Origin of the sequence: Hansschlegelia quercus, from assembly GCF_004310425.1 — a bacterium.
In the GTDB taxonomy this organism is placed as follows: domain Bacteria; phylum Pseudomonadota; class Alphaproteobacteria; order Rhizobiales; family Methylopilaceae; genus Methylopila; species Methylopila quercus.
On the sequence record NZ_SIUB01000008.1, the window covers coordinates 1 to 19,871 of the forward strand.

A 19,871-nucleotide genomic window follows, 5' to 3' on the forward strand; every position below is an offset into this window, starting at 1 on the left:
AAATGCCGTGCGTGGAGCGCCGGGCGACCGGCAACTACTCTACCCCCTGACGGTGGCCCGGCGCTCCCGCGCTTCCCGCCTGAACGAGACCCTCGCTGTTTGACCAAAGCTGGACAAGGGCTTTCCGGGCCGCCGGAGGATGTCGCGCGTCCGGGTTCCTGCGCTTGATATTGGGACGCCCCCTCACCCTTACCCTCTCCCGCAAGCGGGAGAGGGGCGTCAACGTCGCGCTATATGATCTCTAGACGCCGGCAGCGGCTGGATGAGGGGCCTTGGCGTATAACTCCACCGTCATCCCGGCTTGTCCCCGGACGACGACGGAGGAGCAGGCGCGAGAAGCGCTCCGCCCCTCGCCGCCTTCCGGTCCTAAGGCGGCATTGACGCGCGGCGCTTTAGGCGGAATCGTTCGGCCCTGTTGCGACGCAACATCGACAGGGATGAAGCGATGCCGCGTAAAAAGAAGGCTGCTGGGATCGGCGAATTCGGCGGCGCGCCCGAGGTCGCGGATTGGGGCGGCTCGCTGACCTCGATGCCGCTTTACTGGATGTTCGAGGCGACGCAGGCCTCGCTCGGGCCCGCCCGCGCGCTCGCCGACGCCGGCAAGCTCTACTTCAAGAACCCGGTCAATCCGGCGTCCCACACCGAATGGGGCCGCAAGGTCGGGGCGATGTGCGAGGTGTTCGAGCGCGCCACCCGCCGCTACGGCAAGCCCGAATTCGGCATCGAATCCGTGCTGTGGCGGGGCGAGCGCGTCGCCGTCAGTCAGGAGGTCGTCTGGCGGCGCCCATTCTGCGACCTGATCCGCTTCAACCGCGCGCTCCGGCCGGGCGTCGCGAAGCAGCCGAAGCTGCTGATCGTCGCTCCCATGTCCGGCCATTACGCCACGCTGCTGCGCGGCACGGTCGAGGCCATGCTGCCCGATCACGAGGTCTACATCACCGACTGGACCGACGCCCGGCTGGTGCCGCTCTCGGAAGGCTCCTTCGATCTCGACGACTACATCGACTATCTGATCTCGATCTTCCATTTCATGCGCGGCGAATGCCACGTGATGGCGGTGTGTCAGCCGGCCGTTCCGGTGCTCGCTGCCGTGGCGCGGATGGAGGCCGAGGGCGATCCCTATTCGCCGCGCTCCATGACGCTGATGGGCGGTCCGATCGACACCCGCGAAAACCCGACCGCGGTGAACCAGGTCGCGATCGATCGCGGCACCGAGTGGTTCCAGCGCAACGTCGTCACCATGGTGCCGTGGCCCCACCCCGGCGCGATGCGGCAGGTCTATCCGGGCTTCCTGCAGCTCACCGGCTTCGTGAGCATGAATTTCGACCGGCACGTCAGCGCGCATAAGGAGTTCTTCCAGCACCTCGTCGACGGCGACGGCGACGGCGCCGAAAAGCACCGCGAGTTCTATGACGAGTACCTCGCCGTGATGGACCTCACCGCCGAGTTCTACCTGCAGACGGTCGACACCGTGTTCGTGCGCCAGGCGCTGCCCAAGGGAGAGATGACCCATCGCGGCAAGCCGGTCGATTGCTCGAAGATAAAGAGCTGCGCGCTCATGACCGTCGAAGGCGAGCGCGACGACATCTCCGGCGTCGGCCAGACCAGCGCCGCGCACACGCTCTGCACGGGCCTCAGCGACGACAAGCGCGTTCACTACCTGCAGGAGCGCGTGGGCCATTACGGCGTGTTCAACGGCTCGCGTTTCCGCGCGGAGATCGCGCCGCGCATCCGCGACTTCATCCGCTGGAACGAGCCCGCAGCGCAGAAGGCGCCGGCGCCCGCAAAGCGCCCGGCCGAGTCCGGCGGCGTCTCCTCGGCCGAGGAGACGGCGGCCGGCCCGCTCGTGACCGGCTCGGCGACCAAGACGCAGGTCCGCGCCAAGCCTTCAGCTCCAAAGGCGGCGGCCTCGAAGCCATCGCGGAAGCCGGCCGCGCGCGGCGGCAAGGCTTCCGCGCCGGCCGACGACCTGACCCGCATCACCGGCGTCGGGCCGAAGATCCAGAGCCAGTTGAACGAGGCCGGCATCTTCCATTTCTGGCAGATCGCCAAGCTCTCCGCCGCCGAGATCCGCGCGCTCGAGGAGCGGTTCAGCCCGCCCGGACGCATCACGCGCGACAAATGGGTGGAGCAAGCGGAAAGGTTGACACACGCCGACTAAGGGCTTCCCGACACAGCGCGAAGGTGTTTTGGCGGCGTCGCTTGCCCTGAAGGCTCCCAGGACAAAAAATTGGGAGTGAGCGGTTTTCTTATGAGCCTTTTATACAATATGAGGACGCAGATAAGCGGGCTTCGGACCGTCAAGAGCGGATGCGAGCAAGCTTAGGTCGTTTCTAGTCCTTATTATTAGAGAAAGACTCCAAGATGAAGCTCTCCCTCAAGGCCGGCGCCGCGATCACCGCTTTCGTCTTCGCCGCTTCCCCCGTCCTCGCCGCATCCGGCGCCGACGCCCTCAAGGCGCTCAACAAGGACAATGACGATTCTCTCGAGATCGCCGAGGTTATCCACGCCGGCGCCACGACCTTCACCGCGATCAACCCGGACGGCGACACGACGCTCGAGAGCGGCGAGACGAAGGGGCGTCTGACGGAGAAGGACTGGGCGCGCGCCAACAAGGACGGCGATCAGACGCTCGAAATGGACGAGTGGCTCAAGATCCTCCGCACCCGCTTCAAGCGCGCAGACGCCAATAAGGACGGCAAGCTGACCGCCGCGGAGCTCGACTCCAAGGCCGGCCAGGGCGTCCTCGTGATGATTATGAAGTGACCTCGGACGCGACCCCGAAAACGGCCCGCGTCGTCTCCACGGCGCGGGCTTCTCATTGACCATTCGGATCGCATTCTCCGATTGGCGCCCCGCAATCCGGCCGCTGGCGCCGGGTCAAGCGGCGGCCGCCGTCGGCGACGTCCACGGGCAGGACGATCTGTTCGGCGCGCTGCTCAACGCGCTGGCCGACGATCTCGCTTCGCGCAGCGCCGCGCCCGTGATCGTCCAGCTCGGCGACCTCGTCGACCGCGGGACAGGCTCTATCGACGCGCTTCGGCGGGCGCAGCGTGGCCTGCCCGGCATCTCGTTCGTGACGCTCATGGGCAATCACGAGGACTGCCTGCTCCGCGCCCTCGGGGATGACGAGGACGACGCGCTCCGCTGGTTCAACTGCGGCGGCGCGACGACGCTAGCCCAGCTAGGGCTCAGCCCGGATGACACAGATTGGCGCGAGCGCTTACGGTCCGGCGTCGGCGACGAAACGCTCGACTGGGTCGCGCGCCTGCCCACTGCTCACCGGATCGGCGACCTGCTGTTCGTCCACGCCGGCATCGACCCTGAAACGCCGCTTGTCGCGCAGGACGCCACGACGATGATGTGGGTCCGCGGCCCGTTCCTCGACAGCGACGGGCCCTACCCGGAAGGCGTTGCGGTGATCCACGGACACACGCCGCAGAAGAAGGTCGAACTTCGCCACCCCCACCGCGTCAATCTCGATACCGGAGCGTTCCGTTCGGGCGTCCTGTCGGCGCTGATGATCGCCGGCGACCGCATGCGCCTCGCGCAGGCCGTCCGCTGAACCGGCCGCACTTGTCTCGCGTCGGCGCGGCGACATAGGGTCCGGCTCCGTCATATCGCCGACGCTTAAGGCCTCTCTTGGACTTCGACCGCCCTCCCGACCGGATGCTCGCGCAGCGGCATCTGAGGCTCGACACGCTGGTTCGGCTGCGCTGGCTCGCCGTGGCGGGGCAGAGCTGCGCGGTGGTCGTGGTCCATGCGGCCCTCGACGCGCCATTGCCGATCGCGTTCTGCCTCGCGGTGATCGCCTGCTCGGCGGCGCTGAACGTCGCCGCCCGACTGCTTTATCCGATCACCTATCGCCTGAACGCCAATGCCGCCGGCCTGCTGCTCGGCTACGACATCCTCCAGCTCGCGGCGCTGCTTTATCTCACGGGCGGGCTGGAAAATCCGTTCTCGATCCTGTTCCTCGCCCCTGTGATGATCTCGGCGACGGCGCTGCCGCCGCTGACGACCGCCATGCTCGGCGCCGCGGTCGGGAGCTTCGCGACGCTGCTCGCCCTCCGCCACCTGCCGCTGCCATGGCCGGGCTCGCAGTCGATTGACCTGCCCTTCCTCTACGTCACCGGCGTCTGGGTCGCCCTGATGCTCGCGCTCGGCTTCATCGGCGTCTACGCCTGGCGCGTGGCCGAGGAGGCGCGCGAGCTGAGCCAGGCGCTCGCCGCGACTGAGCTGGTGCTCGCCCGCGAGCAGCATCTTTCCGCGCTCGACGGGCTCGCCGCGGCCGCCGCCCACGAGCTCGGCACGCCGCTCGCGACCATCGCGCTTGTCGCCAAGGAGCTCGAACGCGCGCTGACGCCGGGCCCGCATGAGGAGGACCTCAAGCTGCTGCGCGAGCAGGTCGCCCGATGCCGTGAGATCCTGAGAACGCTGACCTCGCTTGACGAAGGTGGCGCTCCGTTCGAGACGCTCGCGATGCGCGAACTGCTTGAGGAGATCGCGGCGCCGCACCGCAATTTCGGCGTCGCGCTCGACATCCGGTCGGAGGGCGATGCTCGCAACGAGCCGGTCTGGCCGCGCAATCCGAGCGTGCTCTACGGGCTCGGCAATCTCGTCGAGAACGCCGTCGACTTCGCGGGCTCGAAGGTCACGCTCGTCGCGCGCTGGACGGACGACCGCATCGACGTCGACATCGGCGATGATGGGCCGGGCTTCGCCGCCGACATCATAGGACGGCTTGGAGAGCCCTATGTTTCGACCCGCGCCGCGGGACGCGACGCGCCATCGGAGGCCGGAGGGCTCGGCCTGGGCTTCTTCATCGCCAAGACGCTGCTGGAGCGATCCGGCGCGCAGGTCTCGCTGTCGAACGCCGCCCTGCCCGATCACGGCGCGCGGATCCGCATCGTGTGGCCGCGCGCCCGCCTGGCGTCCGGGCCGGAGACCAGCCTGGTCGGCCTTGATCGCGCGGCCCCGTCCGCGGCCACTTGATCGTTGACGGATGAGGCCCGGCTTGATAGGTGACCGGCTCTCGCGGCCGGCTTGAGAATTCCGCCGCTCGTGCTTTTGACGGCAGCGCCCACAGCCGCGGCCGAATACTCTTTGAGGATCGCACCCATGGCCAACACGCCGTCGGCCAAGAAGGCCGCCCGAAAGATCGCCCGCCGAACCATCGTGAACGGCGCGCGCCGCTCGCGCGTCCGCACCTTCCTTCGCAAGGTCGAAGAGGCGTTGGCCTCCGGCAAGGCGGACGACGCCCGTTCGGCGCTCGCCGCCGCGGAGCCGGAGATCATGCGCGCCGCCCAGAAGGGCGTGCTGCACAAGAACACCGCCTCTCGCAAGGTGTCCCGCCTCGCGGCCCGGGTGCGCGCGCTTTCCGCCGCCTGATATATCTCTTTCATGACGGTTGAAGACCCGGCCTCGCGCCGGGTTTTTTCGTTTGTGGCGCCGGCGCGACTGGCATGTGAGCGTTTTTACGGATGCTGAATCCGGCTTGACTCGCAAAAAGCGGCCGCCCGCAACCTCTGCGAGTCTACATGACGTTTCCGATCATGGAAAACCATTTATTATCAATAGCTTGCTCCTTAGACGCGGACACGGGGTTGGAATCCGCCGAGCAACGTGCCCGACTCGACGGAGCCTCGAAAAAGAATCTTTCCACGCATTTTTCGGCCACAGCCGATCTTCGAGCGGGCACAAATTTGCTGGCTATGCAGGGTTTTGCTGCGATGCCCGAAATGGCGCCGCGGGGGATGTTCGAAGCCGCTCGGAGCGCCCCGAATCGATTCCGCGAAAACGGGCCATTGCGCCGTCCGGAGCCGCTGGCTATCGTCTGACCCATGGAGAGCGCGGCACTAATTTCTTCCGTCTGAAGAGTTTATGCGCCGACCTCCTGATGTAATCCCAAGTTGTGACGAATGCGATCAGGCGGGCGAAAGCTCGCCGGCGGGGTCTCTGCTGCGCCCCTGACGATCACGTTCTTCGCTCTGCTCGGGTCGCGTAGCGAGTACATCTTCGGGGTTCCCTTTAGCGAACTGAACGGGGCGCCGCCCTTCGCGGGCTGCGATTGGATCTTGATGTCTTCTTCTATGTCGGCCTATGCGGGGGACGTGACGCCTCAGGACGCCTGGGCGACGCTTGAAGGCGACGAGGCTTCGGCGCTGGTCGACGTCCGCACCGTTGCGGAATGGACCTTCGTCGGCGTGCCGGAGCTCGGCGACGTGGGCAAGCGCGCCCTGCTGAAGGAATGGCAGAGCTACCCGTCGGGGCAGGTCGACGCCGCCTTCGTCGACAAGGTCGGTTCGGAGCTTTCGGCCGCGGGCCTCTCGAAGGACGCGCCGGTCTTCTTCCTCTGCCGCAGCGGCGCCCGCAGTCAGGCCGCCGCGGCGGCGATGGCGGCCGCAGGCTGGAGCCGCTGCTTCAACGTCGTCGGAGGCTTCGAAGGGCCGCCGAACGCCGAGCGTCATCGGGGATCGACCGCCGGCTGGAAGGCCGACGGCCTTCCCTGGTCGCAGTCCTGACGCCTCCTTCGCTTCACTCCTTCTGACCGTCGAGCCTTCCGGAGAATTTTCATGTCCGTTTCGCAGTCGGCAGCGCGCTCTGGCGGTTATCTCGGGACTGAGGATCGCGACGGTCGCGACCCAGCCTGGGAGACGGTCAGCCAGCGGTTGCGCGCCGAATATGGCGAGGACGTCTATACGAGCTGGTTCACGCGGATCGTCCTCGACCGGATCGAGGATGGGGCGGCGTTCCTGACCGTGCCCACGCGCTTCCTGAAGTCGTGGATCCAGGCCCATTACGCCGAGCGCATCGCCGCCGTCTTCGCCGAGAGCGATCCGCGGGTGGCCCGCGTATCGATCGGCGTCAGGGTCGCGGCGCCCAAGCTCTCGACCCCGCCGCGCGATTCCGTCATCGCAGTCCCGGTCCCCGAGGCGCTCGGCGCCCGCACGGGCAGCGCCGTCGTGGCGCCGTTCCCGCGGGTCGACGCCAATCGGCTGGCGGGTTCGCCGCTCGACCGGCGACTGACCTTCGACACCTTCCATTCCGGCCGCTCGAATGCGCTCGCTTTCGCGGCCGCTCGCCAGATCGCCGAAGCCCGGCCCGGCGACCCGGTCGCGTTCAATCCTCTGGTGATCCACGCGGCCGTCGGCCTCGGCAAGACCCATCTGCTGCAGGCGACCGCGCACGCCGCCGAGGCGACCGGCCGGCGCGTGACCTATCTGACCGCCGAGAAGTTCATGTTCGACTTCGTGGCGTCGCTGCGCGCCCAGACCGCGCTCGCCTTCAAGGAGCGGCTCCGCGCCATCGACGTGCTGATCATCGACGATCTGCAGTTCCTGCAGGGCAAGACCGTGCAGCAGGAGTTCGGCCACACGCTGAACGCGCTGCTCGACGGCCGCCAGCAGGTGATCGTGGCGGCCGACCGCGCGCCGGCCGAACTCGAGGCGATCGACGAGCGCCTACGCTCGCGCCTCGCCGGCGGACTGACGCTTGAGATGGGCGGCCTCGACGAGGAGCTCCGGGCCAAGATCCTGGAGATGCGGATCGCCGCGGCGAAGCTCGCCCATCCCCGCTTCGACGCGCCGGCCGAGGTCGTCGCCTATGTCGCCCGCACCGTCACCGCCAACGGCCGCGACCTCGACGGCGCCGTGAACCGGCTGATCGCCCACAACACGCTGAGCAACGCCCCCATCACGGTCGAGATGGCGGAGGCCGCTTTGCGCGACCTCGTGCGGCAGGTCGAGCCGAAGCGCGTGAAGATCGAGGAGATCCAGCGCATCGTCGCGCGGCACTATCAGGTCAGCCGCGCCGACATCCTGTCCTCGCGCCGGACCCAGACGGTGGTGCGGCCGCGCCAGATCGCGATGTATCTGGCGAAGCAGCTCACCCTGCGCTCGCTTCCCGAGATCGGCCGCCGCTTCGGCGGGCGCGACCACACCACGGTGCTTCACGCGGTCCGCAAGATCGACGAGCTCGTGAAGGGCAGCCCCACGCTCGCGGACGAGGTGGATCTGCTGAAGCGCATGCTTCTGGAGTGATTCTCTAAGCGTTTATTCGGCGGCCTGCTGGAGCCTCTGACGCTCGCGCGTAAGCTGGTCCATGTGCCGGTCGAGGTCATATTTGAGCAGAGCGACCTCGTCCGCCTTGGCCCAGGCGTGAATGGTGATCTCGACGCCGCTCGCGCTGAAGGCGCTCGGCTTGATCGTCGGCTCGGGCGAATTCAGCACGTGGGGATCGTCGCGCAGGAAGGCGCCGATGTCGCTCACGATCTGGTTGACGTCGCCGTCGGGCGCGGTCGTGGTGATCTCCAGCCTGCGGGTCGGATAGGCCGAATAATTGACGACCGCCGCTCCCCAGACCTGAGCGTTCGGGATCAGCACCTGGACGTTGTCGTCCGTCGCCAGTTCGGTGAAGAAGAGCGACAGGTCCTTCACGATCCCCTTTTTCCCCGCGATCTCGATGCGGTCATTGGCGTGGAAAGGCCGGAACAGCAGCAGCATGACGCCGGCGGCCATGTTCGAGAGCGTGCCTTGCAGGGCGAGACCGACCGCAAGGGAGGCGGCGCCGAGCACCGCGACGAGGCTGGTCGCCTGGATGCCCACCACCTGCAACATGGCGATCAGCACCATCGCGAGCAGCGCGTAACGCACCAGGCTCGCAATGAAGCCCGCCACGGTGACGTCCATGTGCTTCGATGCGAGCAGCAACCGGTGCGCGGCGGCGCCGGCCAGATTCGCCAACCAGAAGCCTATAATCGCGATCAGGATCGCGCCGAGGGCGCTCGTGCCGTAGGTGACGGCCAGTCCTGTCAGAACGGTGAAATCAATCGGGATTTGGGGCAAGCTCGCCTCCTCTCGCTTGAGCGCAGCCCTTCCGCATCGCGGTCAGCGGGCTCGGCGTTTGGACGTCCGGAGGTAGGTCGTAAGTCCGGAGATGTCACGGGGGTGGAGCGTTGGGCGCGACGGCTTGTCCCGCCGCCCCGCCTGAGGCAATGTCGCCAGCCCCGAGGCGGACCCCGCCGCGGGACGCACGCGGGCAGCACCCCGCGACGCGCGACCTTCAGCCCCTGGAGCGGGACGAAAATGCGAGCGACCCTCGAGCGAGCGGCCCTGCTGAAGGCCCTCGCCCACGTTCACCGCGTCGTCGAACGGCGCAACACGATCCCGATCCTGGCCAACGTCCTGTTGCGCGCCGGCGACGGGGGCTTACGCCTGCAGGCGACCGATCTCGATCTCGAGATCGTCGAGACCGCGACCGCCGAGGTTGCGCAGGCCGGCGCGACGACGGTGCCCGCCCACACCTTCTACGACATCGTCAGGAAGCTTCCCGACGGCTCGCAGGTCTCGCTCGAAATGGGCGGCGAGCGCGGCACCCTCGTCATCCGCGCCGGGCGCTCGCGCTTCACGTTGCAGACGCTGCCCGACAGCGACTTCCCCGATCTCGCGGCGGGAGAGCTTCCGGTGCGCTTCACAGTTGGGGCGACGGATCTCCGCCGCCTGATCGAGAAAACGCAGTTCGCGATCTCGAACGAGGAGACGCGCTACTACCTCAACGGCATCTATCTTCACGTCGCCGAAACCGCCGGCGTCTCCACGCTTCGGGCCGTCGCGACTGACGGCCACCGCCTCGCCCGCATCGAGATTCCCGCGCCGGAGGGCGCCAAGGGCATGCCGGGCGTCATCGTGCCCCGTAAGACGGTCGCGGAGATCCAGCGTCTGGTCGAAGACCCCGAAGGCGAGGTCGCGGTGGAGCTGTCGCCGTCCAAGATCCGCATCTCGATCGGCTCCATCGTGCTGACCTCGAAGCTGATCGACGGCGCCTTCCCGGACTACAACCGCGTCATCCCGACGGGCAACGACAAGCGCCTGACGGTCGATCGCGCGGAATTCGCGAGCGCCGTCGACCGCGTCTCGACCATCTCCTCGGAGCGCGGCCGGGCGGTCAAACTGTCGCTCGCGGATCGCAAGCTGGTGCTCACCGTCACCAATCCCGACAGCGGCAACGCGACCGAGGAGATCGAGGTCGACTACGACAGCGATCCGCTCGATATCGGCTTCAACTCCCGCTATCTGCTGGACATCGCCAGCCAGCTCGAAGGCGACACCGCCCTGATCCGGCTCGCCGACCCCGGCTCGCCGACGCTGGTCCAGGACCGCGAAGGCGCGCCTGCGCTCTACGTGCTGATGCCGATGCGGGTGTGAGGGGCGAACGTTCTATCGATCGGGCGGAACGCTCTCCGGCCCCCTCGCCCGCTTGCGGGAGAGGGCATCGGGTGAGGGTTTTTCCAGAAGGCGTGGTCGACGTCCCCTCATCCTTACCTTCTCCCGCAAGCGGGGGAAGGAGGCCCGGCCGTCACGGCTGACCGATGACCCTCCCCCGCCGCACCGCCGTGACCCGGCTGCGTCTCACCAACTTTCGATCCTACGCCGCGCTCGACCTTGGCTGCGGGCCGAGCACGGTCGCGCTGGTCGGTCCGAACGGCGCCGGCAAGACCAACATCCTGGAGGCGATCTCGCTGCTGAGCCCCGGCCGAGGCCTGCGCCGCGCGCCGCACAGTGATTTTCCGCGCGCCGCCGGTGACGGTTCGTGGGCGGTTGCGGTCGAGCTCGACGGCGAGGACGGGCCGGTTCGGCTCGGCACCGGCGTGGAGCCCGGCGCGAGCGACGGCTCGCGCCGCTGCCGGATCGACGGACAGACGGCGTCGGGCGCGGGCGCCTTCGCCGAACACGTCAGGCTCGTCTGGCTGACGCCCGATCTCGACGGCCTGTTCCGCGGCCCCGCGAGCGACCGGCGCCGCTTCCTCGACCGGCTGGTCAACGCCGCCGACCCCTCCCATGCCGCCCGCGCGTCGGGCCTCGAACGGACGTTGAGGGCGCGCAACAAGCTGCTGGAGGAGACACAAGCGGACGGCCGCTGGCTCGACGCCTTGGAGCGTGAGCTCGCCGAACTCGCAGTATCGGTCGCCGCCGCCCGCGTCGAAACGGTCGGTCGGCTCGCGGCGCTGATCGGGGAGCGTCGCGATCCGGCCTCGCCCTTTCCAGCCGCGGCGATCGCGCTCGAAGGCTCGCTGGAGCAAGAACTCGCCGGCCGGTCGGCGACCGAGGTCGAGGACAGCTATCGCAGCCGCCTAGCTGACAGCCGCCGTCGCGACCGCGCCGCGGGCCGCACGCTCGAAGGCCCCCATCTCAGCGACCTCGTCGTCCGCCACGAGGAAAAGGACATGGCGGCCGCGCGCTGCTCGACCGGCGAGCAGAAGGCGTTGCTGATCGGCCTCGTGCTCGCCCATGCGAGCCTTGTGGCGCGCATCGAGGGCGCGGCGCCGGTCGTGTTGCTGGACGAGGTCGCAGCCCATCTCGACCCTGTCCGACGCGCCGCATTGTTCGCCGCCATCGATGCGCTTGGAGCGCAGGCGTGGCTGACCGGCGCCGACCCGCTGGCATTCGCGGAACTCGGGCCGGGGGCCCGGATTTTCGCGATTTCCGACGGCGCCATCAGGCCATTGTGAGGCGGGTTTTCAGGCCTCGCGCGCACGTCTTGCAGACGGCTGTGGAAAAACGCTTAAAACGCATTATATGACAATTGGTTAGAGCCAGCCGCCCCGACGACTCCGCCAAGCTGATTTCAGGGCTTCAGAGGTCGCTTTTTGCGGCCCGAGGCGTTACAAGAAACCAAGGCGAACGCCTGATTCCGCAACGTCCACGCGAGCTCGAGCACGCGCTCCGAGCCATCGTCCGCAACGCGGCCGCCTTCGACGACCGAGAGACAGAAAATCCGATGACCGACCAGACCCCGAACGGCGCCGACGATTACGGCGCGGATTCGATCCGCGTGCTCAAGGGTCTCGACGCCGTCCGCAAACGCCCCGGCATGTATATCGGCGACACCGATGACGGTTCCGGCCTGCACCACATGGTCTACGAGGTCATCGACAACGGCATCGACGAGGCGCTCGCCGGCTGGGCGAACGAGGTCACCGTCACGCTGAACCCGGACGGCTCCTGCACCGTCACGGATAACGGTCGCGGCATCCCGACCGGCATCCACACCGAAGAGGGCATCTCGGCCGCCGAGGTGATCATGACCCAGCTGCACGCCGGCGGTAAGTTCGACCAAAACTCCTACAAGGTCTCCGGCGGCCTGCACGGCGTCGGCGTCTCAGTCGTTAACGCGCTCTCGACCAAGCTCGTGCTGCGGATCTGGCAGAACGACAAGGAGCACGAGATGTCGTTCACCCACGGCGTCGCCGACGCGCCGCTGAAGGTGAACGGCCCCTCGAACGGCCGCCGCGGCACCGAGGTGACCTTCACGCCGAGCTTCGAGACCTTCACCGGCGTGCGGGAGTTCGACTACGGCACGCTGGAGCATCGGCTGCGCGAGCTCGCCTTCTTGAACTCAGGCGTGAAGATCGTGCTGACCGACGCCCGTGGCGTCGAGCCGAAACGCGAGGAGCTCTATTACGAGGGCGGCGTCGAGGCCTTCGTGCGCTATCTCGACCGCGCCAAGTCCCCCCTCATCACGACGCCGATCGTGCTGCGCGCGGAGAAGGACGGCATCGGCGTCGAGATCGCGATGTGGTGGAACGACAGCTACCACGAGAACGTGCTGTGCTTCACCAACAACATCCCCCAGCGCGACGGCGGCACGCATCTCGCGGGCTTCCGCGCGGCGTTGACGCGGCAGGTGAACGGCTACGCCGACGCCTCCGGAGTCTCGAAGCGCGAAAAAGTTTCGCTCACCGGCGACGACGCGCGCGAGGGGCTGACCTGCGTGCTATCGGTCAAGGTGCCGGACCCGAAATTCTCGTCGCAGACCAAGGACAAGCTGGTCTCGTCCGAAGTGCGCCCCGCCGTCGAGAACCTCGTCAACGAGGCGCTGAATCGCTGGTTCGAGGAACATCCCGCGGACGCCAAGACCGTCGTCGCGAAGGTCGTCGAGGCCGCGGCCGCCCGCGAGGCCGCCCGCAAGGCGCGCGAGCTCACCCGCCGCAAAGGCGCGCTCGACATCGCCTCGCTGCCCGGCAAGCTCGCCGACTGTCAGGAGCGTGATCCCGCCAAGGCCGAACTGTTCATCGTCGAGGGCGACTCGGCCGGCGGCTCCGCCAAGCAGGGCCGCGCCCGCGAGTTCCAGGCCGTGCTGCCCTTGCGCGGCAAGATCCTCAACGTCGAGCGCGCGCGCTTTGATAAGATGCTCGGCAGCCAGGAGATCGGCACGCTGATCACGGCGCTCGGCACCGGCATCGGCCGGGACGAGTTCAACCCGGACAAGCTGCGCTACCACAAGATCATCATCATGACGGACGCCGACGTCGACGGCAGTCATATCCGCACGCTTCTGCTGACGTTCTTCTACCGCCAGATGCCGGCGCTGCTCGAGCGCGGGCACATCTTCATCGCCCAGCCGCCGCTCTACAAGGTCGTGCGCGGCAAGTCCGAGCAGTACCTCAAGGACGAGAGGGCGCTGGAGGACTACCTGATCGATCAAGGCCTCGAAGGCGTGACGCTGCGGCTCGGCGGCGGCGAGGAGCGGTCGGGCCTTGATTTGCGCACCGTCGTCGAGACCGCCCGGCAGATCCGTTCGCTGCTCGGCCAGCTGCATTCGCGCTACCGCCGCTCCGTCATCGAGCAGGCGGCGATCGCCGGCGCGCTGACCCCGGACGTGCTCCACGACCAGGAAAAGGCGCAAACGCTCGCGAATACGATCGCGAAGCGGCTCGACCTGATCTCGGAAGAGACCGAACGCGGCTGGGAGGGCGGCGCCTCCGAAGAAGGCCTGACCTTCACCCGGACCGTGCGCGGCGTGCGCGAAGCGGCGAGCATCGATGCCGCCTTCATCGCAAGCGCAGACGCCCGCAAGATCGAAGAGCGAGCCGCCGGCATGCGGGAAATCTTCGGCAGAACCCCGCATCTGCTCCGAAAGGAAGATTCCTCGCCGGTCCACGGTCCGAGCGCGCTGGTGGACGGCGTGCTCGCCGCCGGCCGCAAGGGCGTGTCCTCGTTGCAGCGCTACAAGGGCCTCGGCGAGATGAACCCGGACCAGCTCTGGGAGACGACCCTGGACGTCAACGCCCGCACGCTGCTGCGCGTGCACATCAAGGAAACGGATGAAGCTGACGACATCTTCACCAAGCTGATGGGCGACGTGGTGGAGCCCCGCCGCGAGTTCATCCAGGACAACGCGCTGACTGTCGCCAATCTCGACGTGTGAGATCGCGAAAACCCCATCAGGCGTCCTTAGGAACCGGCCCGAGTCGAGATCGTTGACCCCTTAGCGGAGGGGGACGCGATGAGCCTGGACGATCCAAACAGCCCGGACATCGATCGCGATCGCGCGAGCGGGGGTCGGAAGCCGAGTTTCGGCAAGTCGTTCACGATCATCGTCATCCTTGCGGCCCTGGTCGCGGGCGTCGCTTTGTTCGTGTCGAACCGGTCGGATCCCTCCCGGGAAAACGATCCGCATACGACGGCGCCCACCACCCGTCCTTGACGGGCGGCTGTCACAGTGCGCTGCAACAAAGCCGATTGTGCTTTGGCTTCAGGCCTTTCATTATCCCTCCGGTTGAACCGGGGGATCATGACGATGGCTGGCAGGCACACGCGGCGGGATGTTCTGAAGGTCGGCGGCGCGGCCGCCGCGGGCTTGGCGCTCTCGCCCCTAGGCTCAGGATCCCTGCGCGCCGCCCAGCCGCTTAAGATCGGCGTCGCCTATGTCTCGCCTATCGCCGACATCGGCTGGACCAAGCAGCACAGCCTCGGCGTCGACGCGATCAAGGCGAAGTTTGGCGACAAGGTCGCGGTCACCGTCATCGAGAGCGTCACCAACCCGCAGGACGCCGAGCGCACCTTCGGCGACATGGCGGCGAGCGGCCACAAGCTGATCTTCGGCACCAGCTTCTCGCACGGCACGCCGCTGCAGAAGGCCGCGAAGCGGTTTCCCGACGTCAAGTTCGAGCACTGCTCGGGCATCGTGCACCTCAAGAACCTCGGCACCTTCGAGGCGAAGTATTACGAGGGCACCTACCTCGCCGGAATCGCCGCGGGGAAGATGTCGAAGACCGGCAAGATCGGCTTCATCGGCGGCTTCCCGATCCCCGACATCGTTGGCCCAGCGAATGCGCTGCTGCTCGGAGCGCAGAGCGTGCGGCCGGACGCGACCTGCAGCACGATCTTCCTCAACTCCTGGTTCGATCCCGGCAAGGAAAAGGACGCCGCAGCGGCGCTGATCGCCCAGGGCTGCGACGTCATCTGCGGGATGACCGACACGCCGACCAGCGTTCAGGCCGCGGAGAACGCCGGCGTCTGGGGCATCGGCTACGCGAGCGACATGTCGAAGTTCGCGCCGACCAAGCACCTCACCGCCTTCACGCTCGACTGGACAAGCGAATATGTCGGCGCGACCCAGAAGGTGCTCGACGGCACGTGGACATCCGAAGAGCGCTGGGACGGCCTGAAGGAAGGCGTCGTGAAGATGTCGCCCTACAACGCGGCGATCCCGGACGACGTGAAGGCGTTGCTCGCGGAGAAGGAGGCGGCCATCAAGTCCGGCGCGCTCCACCCCTTCTCCGGCGAGATCCGAGCCCAAAACGGCGAGGTGAAGGTCGCCGCCGGGGTCACGCTGGACGCCAAGGGGATCCGCAGCATCAACTGGTTCGTGAAGGGCATGTCCGGCTCGCCCGGCTGAACCGGCGGTCGCCTCGCGCCAGCTTGGAACGCCTCAAGATTGAGGCGCAGCGCTTGCTCAAGCAGCGGTCGATCCTCTAACGTCCGCGCCGATGCCCAGGCCGCGGAAGACACGCGGCGGGCGCGAGCGACGCATGGCCGGCGCGGCCTTGGAAGGGCGGCGAGGCCGATGGCGCCGCGGGACCTTAAGCGAGCGAACTCCCATGGATTCTGCGAACAAGATCTATGTCGGCTACGACAGCCGCGAAGACATCGCCTGGCAGGTGTGCCGCCACTCGATCGCGCGCCACGCCTCGAAGCCGATCGCGACTCACCCGCTGAAACAGACGACGCTGCGTGAACTCGGGCTCTACACCCGCGACGCCGACAAGGGGGCTTCGACCGAGTTTTCGCTCACCCGCTTCCTGACGCCCTATCTCGCGGCGACCGAGGGCTGGTCGATCTTCGTCGACTGCGACTTCCTGTTCACCGCTGACGTGAACAAGGTCTTCGAGGGCCTCGACAAGTCCAAGGCTGTCTACGTTGTCCAGCACGATTACACGCCCGCGAACGCGGTGAAGATGGACGGCAAGGCGCAGGCGGTCTACCCGCGCAAGAACTGGTCGTCCTTCATCATCTTCAACGGCGCGAACGAGCACGTGAAAGCGTTGACGCCGGACGTCGTGAACGCGGCGGCGCCGGCGCATCTGCACCGCTTCTCCTGGCTGCCGGACGACAGCCTCATCGGCGCTCTGCCGCTCGAGTGGAACTTTCTCGAGGGAGAATACCCCAAGGCCGAGAAGACGCCGGCCGCGATCCACTACACCAATGGCGGCCCGTGGTTCGATAACTGCCAGGGCGTGGACTACGCCGATCTGTGGCTCGCCGAACGCGACATGGTCGAGCGCCGGATGGCCGCGGAGTAATCCGCGAGGGGCCTTTCCGCCGGAGGCCTCGCCTCAGACGGGCGGGGCCTGGAACATCAGGTAATAGGCGACCGCGCCCACGATGAGGACGATCGCCGCGACGAGCGTGACACGCGCGGCGACGCTCGCCCCCGTCGAGCCCGGCTCGACCACCTCGGACGCCCCGATCGCTTCCGGCTCCGTGAGCATTGGCACGGCCGTGGGCGCGATCGGCGTCGGGCCGCCGGTGATAGGCGGCGTCTCTGCGATCAGGACCGCCGGTCCTTCCGCAGGCTCCTCGTAGACCAGCGGCGGGGCCTCGGCGAGCGGCGGAGCCTTGGGCGACGCCGCATAGCCCGCATCGAGACGCGCCGCGACGGCCGCGAGCGTCGCCTCTGCGCTGACCTTGCCGAAGCCGGTGACGAGGCGGGAGCCGAGTTGCCCGATCTTGCCGCCGACCTCGCCGGACGCCTTATAGGAGACCAGCGTCGCGCCGCCCTCCTCCGTCAGCGTCACGTCGGCGCGGCCCTTGGCGGAGCCAGCGGCTCCAGCGTCCCCGTCGCCGATCAGCGAAAATCGCTCCGGCGCCGCCTCGTCGACTCGCGAGAGCCTGCCTGAGAACGTCGCCCTCACCGGCCCCACCTTGCCCTCGGCCGCCGCGTCGAAACCGTCGCCATTCGTCTCCAGTCTGGTGCAGCCGGGCGCGCACTCCCGAATGAGCGCGGGGTCGGCGAGCGCCGCCCAGACGGTTTCGCGCGGCGCGTTGATGCGGTGGGAGCCAGAAAATTCCATCGGTCGCCAGCGTCGCTTATGGGTTAAGGAGGCATCTTCTATGGCGCGTCGACGCCGCCGGTCCAGTGCGCCGGCGTCGATCTCGCGTCGCCCGTCTCCCAAGGACGCCCGATGACCGATTACGTCTTCGCCCCGCCGCCCGTCCCCGCGATCGCCGTGCGCGGCTCGTCCGCCCTGTTTCCCGCACGACGGGTCTATTGCGTCGGACGGAACTATGCGGCCCACGCCGTCGAGATGGGTCACGATCCAGACCGCGAGCCGCCCTTCTTCTTCATGAAGACGCCGGACGCGCTGCTCGGCGACGGCGGTGTGTTCCCTTATCCGCCGGCGACCTCGGACGTGCATTACGAGGTCGAGATGGTCGTGGCGCTGTCCAGCGGCGGGCGCGACATCGCCGAGCAGGACGCGCAAGGGCTCGTGTTCGGCTATGGCGTCGGCATCGACTTCACCCGGCGCGATCTGCAGGCGGAGGCGAAGAAGCTCTCCAGGCCGTGGGACGTCGGCAAGGCGTTCGACCATGCGGCGCCCTGCGGGCCTCTCGCCCGCGCTTCCGAGATCGGCCACCCGACGCAGGGCGCCGTGACGCTCGACGTGAATGGCGTTCGAAAGCAGACCGGCGATCTCGACCAGCTGATCTGGACCGTCCCGGAGATGATCTCGCTGCTGTCGCGCCTGTTCGAGCTGGGAGCCGGCGACCTGATCTTCACCGGCACCCCGTCCGGCGTCGGCCCGGTCGCGCGCGGCGACCGGCTAAATGGTTTCGTGGAGGGCGTCGGCGCCCTATCCGTGACGGTCGGATGACGCGGCGGCTCACCTTCACGTGAGCGTCGCACAGCGGGAATAGCGTCGCTGGCGATCCGGCGGCGGCCTTTGCCGTCGGCCCTCGCAGGAGCCGCCGATGGCGCATATCGCATCCCACCCCGCGCTCAGCCAACCGGCAGGACCACGCGGCAGCGCCGGCGTGTTTGCGGCCGGCATCTTCGCCGCCATCCTGCTGATCGGCGTCGGCTACGCTGGCATGAGCCTGCTCGAGGATCTGGAATCCGCCCCGCCGGCCGGCATGCTCGCTTACGTCCTGCTGTTCCTCGCGCTGCTGATCGCGCTCGGCTTCGAGTTCGTGAACGGCTTCCACGACACCGCCAACGCGGTCGCGACGGTGATCTATACGCACTCGCTGAAGCCGAACCAGGCCGTGATGTGGTCGGGCATGTGGAACTTCCTCGGCGTGCTGACCTCGTCGGGCGCCGTCGCGTTCGGCATCGTCTCGCTGCTGCCGGTGGAGCTGATCCTCCAGGTCGGCAGCGACGCCGGCTTCGCGATGGTGTTCGCGCTGCTGATCGCAGCGATCATCTGGAACCTCGGCACCTGGTATTTCGGCCTGCCGTCGTCTTCGTCCCACACGCTGATCGGCTCGATCATCGGCGTCGGCCTGATGAACCAGCTGATGGCGACCGATCCGAGCGGGACGTCCGGCATCGACTGGAGCCAGGCGCTCGGCATCGGCAAGTCGCTGCTGCTGTCGCCCCTCGTCGGCTTCTGCGCGGCGGCGCTGCTGCTGCTCGCCATGAAGGTCGTGGTCAAGCGCCCGGAGCTCTACGCCGAGCCGAAGGGCGCCAACCCGCCGCCGCTCTGGATCCGGGGTCTGCTCATCCTGACCTGCACGGGCGTGAGCTTCGCCCACGGCTCTAACGATGGTCAGAAGGGCATGGGGCTCATCATGCTGATCCTGATCGGCACCGTGCCGACGGCTTACGCGCTCAACCGCGCGGTCGAGCCCGCTCAGATGGACGCCTATGTCGTGAACGCCGGAAAGGCCGCCGATGCGCTCGGGGCGCACGCGCAGGGAGCGCCTGCGGTCACCGGGGATCCCCGGCCGGCCGTGACGAAGTTCGTCGGGACCCGGGCGCTCCAGCCCGACACCCTCCCCGCGCTGCAGAGCCTGATCGCGATCACCGCCAAGGACGTCGCCGCCTACGACAAGATGGCGGACGTTCCGCCGGAGAAGATCGGCAACGTCCGCAACGACATGTATCTGGCCTCCGAGGGCCTCCGCATCATTCAGAAAAGCGGTCAGCCCGCCTTCGCGCCGGACGAGGTGAAGGCGCTCTCGGCCTTTAAGGGCTCGCTCGACCAGTCCACCAAGTTCATCCCGATCTGGGTAAAGGTGGCGGTGGCGATCGCGCTCGGCCTCGGCACGATGGTCGGCTGGAAACGGATCGTGGTGACGGTCGGAGAGAAGATCGGCAAGACGCACCTGACCTACGCGCAAGGCGCCTCCGCCGAGCTGGTGGCGATGGTGACGATCGGCGCGGCGGACATGTACGGCTTACCCGTCAGCACGACGCATGTGCTGTCCTCAGGGGTCGCCGGCACGATGGCGGCGAACCATTCCGGGCTGCAGATCTCAACCCTCCGCAACCTCGCAATGGCCTGGATCCTCACACTTCCCGCCTCGATCGCCCTGTCTGGCGCGCTGTTTTGGATCTTCCGCCACGCTTTCTGATCAGCGCGCCGCGCC

At 67.6% G+C, this 19,871-nt stretch carries 18 protein-coding genes; 16 read left to right on the forward strand and 2 right to left on the reverse strand.

The window, feature by feature from the left end:
* The first annotated feature begins 445 nt into the window (after positions 1-445).
* The 8 genes from phaZ to dnaA all read left to right on the forward strand — a co-directional run bounded on the left by phaZ (position 446) and on the right by dnaA (position 8,039).
* Positions 446-2,161 carry a polyhydroxyalkanoate depolymerase gene (gene phaZ / locus EYR15_RS14285; RefSeq protein ID WP_131004248.1) on the forward strand — a complete coding sequence of 572 codons (1,716 nt, stop codon included), beginning with the start codon at positions 446-448 and terminating at the stop codon, positions 2,159-2,161.
* A 203-nt stretch (positions 2,162-2,364) separates the two neighbouring features.
* The gene (locus EYR15_RS14290; RefSeq protein WP_131004249.1) at positions 2,365-2,766 is read left to right on the forward strand and encodes an EF-hand domain-containing protein; all 402 of its coding nucleotides are present in this window, start codon (positions 2,365-2,367) and stop codon (positions 2,764-2,766) included.
* 55 nt (positions 2,767-2,821) lie between these two features.
* A complete protein-coding gene (locus EYR15_RS14295) occupies positions 2,822-3,565 on the forward strand; it encodes a metallophosphoesterase (RefSeq protein WP_131004250.1) in 744 nt (247 codons plus the stop codon).
* A gap of 104 nt (positions 3,566-3,669) precedes the next feature.
* Positions 3,670-4,992 (forward strand): ActS/PrrB/RegB family redox-sensitive histidine kinase, encoded by a 1,323-nt coding sequence (locus tag EYR15_RS14300; RefSeq protein WP_131004359.1) that lies wholly within the window; start codon positions 3,670-3,672, stop codon positions 4,990-4,992.
* Positions 4,993-5,118: 126 nt separating this feature from the next.
* Positions 5,119-5,388, forward strand: a complete 270-nt coding sequence (gene rpsT, locus EYR15_RS14305; RefSeq protein ID WP_131004251.1) for a 30S ribosomal protein S20 — start codon at positions 5,119-5,121, stop codon at positions 5,386-5,388.
* A gap of 149 nt (positions 5,389-5,537) precedes the next feature.
* A complete protein-coding gene (locus EYR15_RS14310; protein WP_131004252.1) occupies positions 5,538-5,837 on the forward strand; it encodes a hypothetical protein in 300 nt (99 codons plus the stop codon).
* A 240-nt stretch (positions 5,838-6,077) separates the two neighbouring features.
* Positions 6,078-6,521 carry a rhodanese-like domain-containing protein gene (locus EYR15_RS14315; protein WP_131004253.1) on the forward strand — a complete coding sequence of 148 codons (444 nt, stop codon included), beginning with the start codon at positions 6,078-6,080 and terminating at the stop codon, positions 6,519-6,521.
* A gap of 51 nt (positions 6,522-6,572) precedes the next feature.
* Positions 6,573-8,039 (forward strand): chromosomal replication initiator protein DnaA, encoded by a 1,467-nt coding sequence (gene dnaA / locus EYR15_RS14320; RefSeq protein WP_131004254.1) that lies wholly within the window; start codon positions 6,573-6,575, stop codon positions 8,037-8,039.
* 12 nt (positions 8,040-8,051) lie between these two features.
* On the opposite strand, the gene EYR15_RS14325 is transcribed toward dnaA, so the two are convergent.
* Positions 8,052-8,843 (reverse strand): mechanosensitive ion channel family protein, encoded by a 792-nt coding sequence (locus EYR15_RS14325; RefSeq protein ID WP_131004255.1) that lies wholly within the window; start codon positions 8,841-8,843, stop codon positions 8,052-8,054.
* 240 nt (positions 8,844-9,083) lie between these two features.
* Between EYR15_RS14325 and dnaN the strand changes: the two genes are divergently transcribed.
* The 6 genes from dnaN (at position 9,084) to EYR15_RS14355 (ending at position 16,582) form a co-directional block, all read left to right on the forward strand.
* Positions 9,084-10,202: a DNA polymerase III subunit beta gene (dnaN, locus tag EYR15_RS14330; RefSeq protein WP_131004256.1), complete on the forward strand. Its 1,119-nt coding sequence runs from the start codon at positions 9,084-9,086 to the stop codon at positions 10,200-10,202.
* Positions 10,203-10,366: 164 nt separating this feature from the next.
* Positions 10,367-11,506, forward strand: a complete 1,140-nt coding sequence (gene recF / locus EYR15_RS14335) for a DNA replication/repair protein RecF (RefSeq protein WP_131004257.1) — start codon at positions 10,367-10,369, stop codon at positions 11,504-11,506.
* A gap of 269 nt (positions 11,507-11,775) precedes the next feature.
* Positions 11,776-14,205 (forward strand): DNA topoisomerase (ATP-hydrolyzing) subunit B, encoded by a 2,430-nt coding sequence (gene gyrB, locus EYR15_RS14340; RefSeq protein WP_131004258.1) that lies wholly within the window; start codon positions 11,776-11,778, stop codon positions 14,203-14,205.
* 78 nt (positions 14,206-14,283) lie between these two features.
* On the forward strand, positions 14,284-14,484 hold the full coding sequence (locus EYR15_RS14345) for a hypothetical protein (protein ID WP_131004259.1): 201 nt from the start codon (positions 14,284-14,286) through the stop codon (positions 14,482-14,484).
* A gap of 93 nt (positions 14,485-14,577) precedes the next feature.
* Positions 14,578-15,678 carry a BMP family ABC transporter substrate-binding protein gene (locus EYR15_RS14350; RefSeq protein ID WP_131004260.1) on the forward strand — a complete coding sequence of 367 codons (1,101 nt, stop codon included), beginning with the start codon at positions 14,578-14,580 and terminating at the stop codon, positions 15,676-15,678.
* Between the two features lie 202 nt (positions 15,679-15,880).
* Positions 15,881-16,582, forward strand: a complete 702-nt coding sequence (locus tag EYR15_RS14355; RefSeq protein ID WP_131004261.1) for a glycosyltransferase — start codon at positions 15,881-15,883, stop codon at positions 16,580-16,582.
* A 33-nt stretch (positions 16,583-16,615) separates the two neighbouring features.
* On the opposite strand, the gene EYR15_RS14360 is transcribed toward EYR15_RS14355, so the two are convergent.
* Positions 16,616-17,353: an SRPBCC family protein gene (locus EYR15_RS14360; RefSeq protein WP_131004262.1), complete on the reverse strand. Its 738-nt coding sequence runs from the start codon at positions 17,351-17,353 to the stop codon at positions 16,616-16,618.
* A gap of 111 nt (positions 17,354-17,464) precedes the next feature.
* Between EYR15_RS14360 and EYR15_RS14365 the strand changes: the two genes are divergently transcribed.
* Positions 17,465-18,154 carry a fumarylacetoacetate hydrolase family protein gene (locus EYR15_RS14365; RefSeq protein ID WP_131004263.1) on the forward strand — a complete coding sequence of 230 codons (690 nt, stop codon included), beginning with the start codon at positions 17,465-17,467 and terminating at the stop codon, positions 18,152-18,154.
* Positions 18,155-18,251: 97 nt separating this feature from the next.
* Entirely contained in the window at positions 18,252-19,856 is a 1,605-nt protein-coding gene (locus EYR15_RS14370; protein WP_131004264.1) for an inorganic phosphate transporter, read from the forward strand.
* Positions 19,857-19,871: the final 15 nt, after the last annotated feature.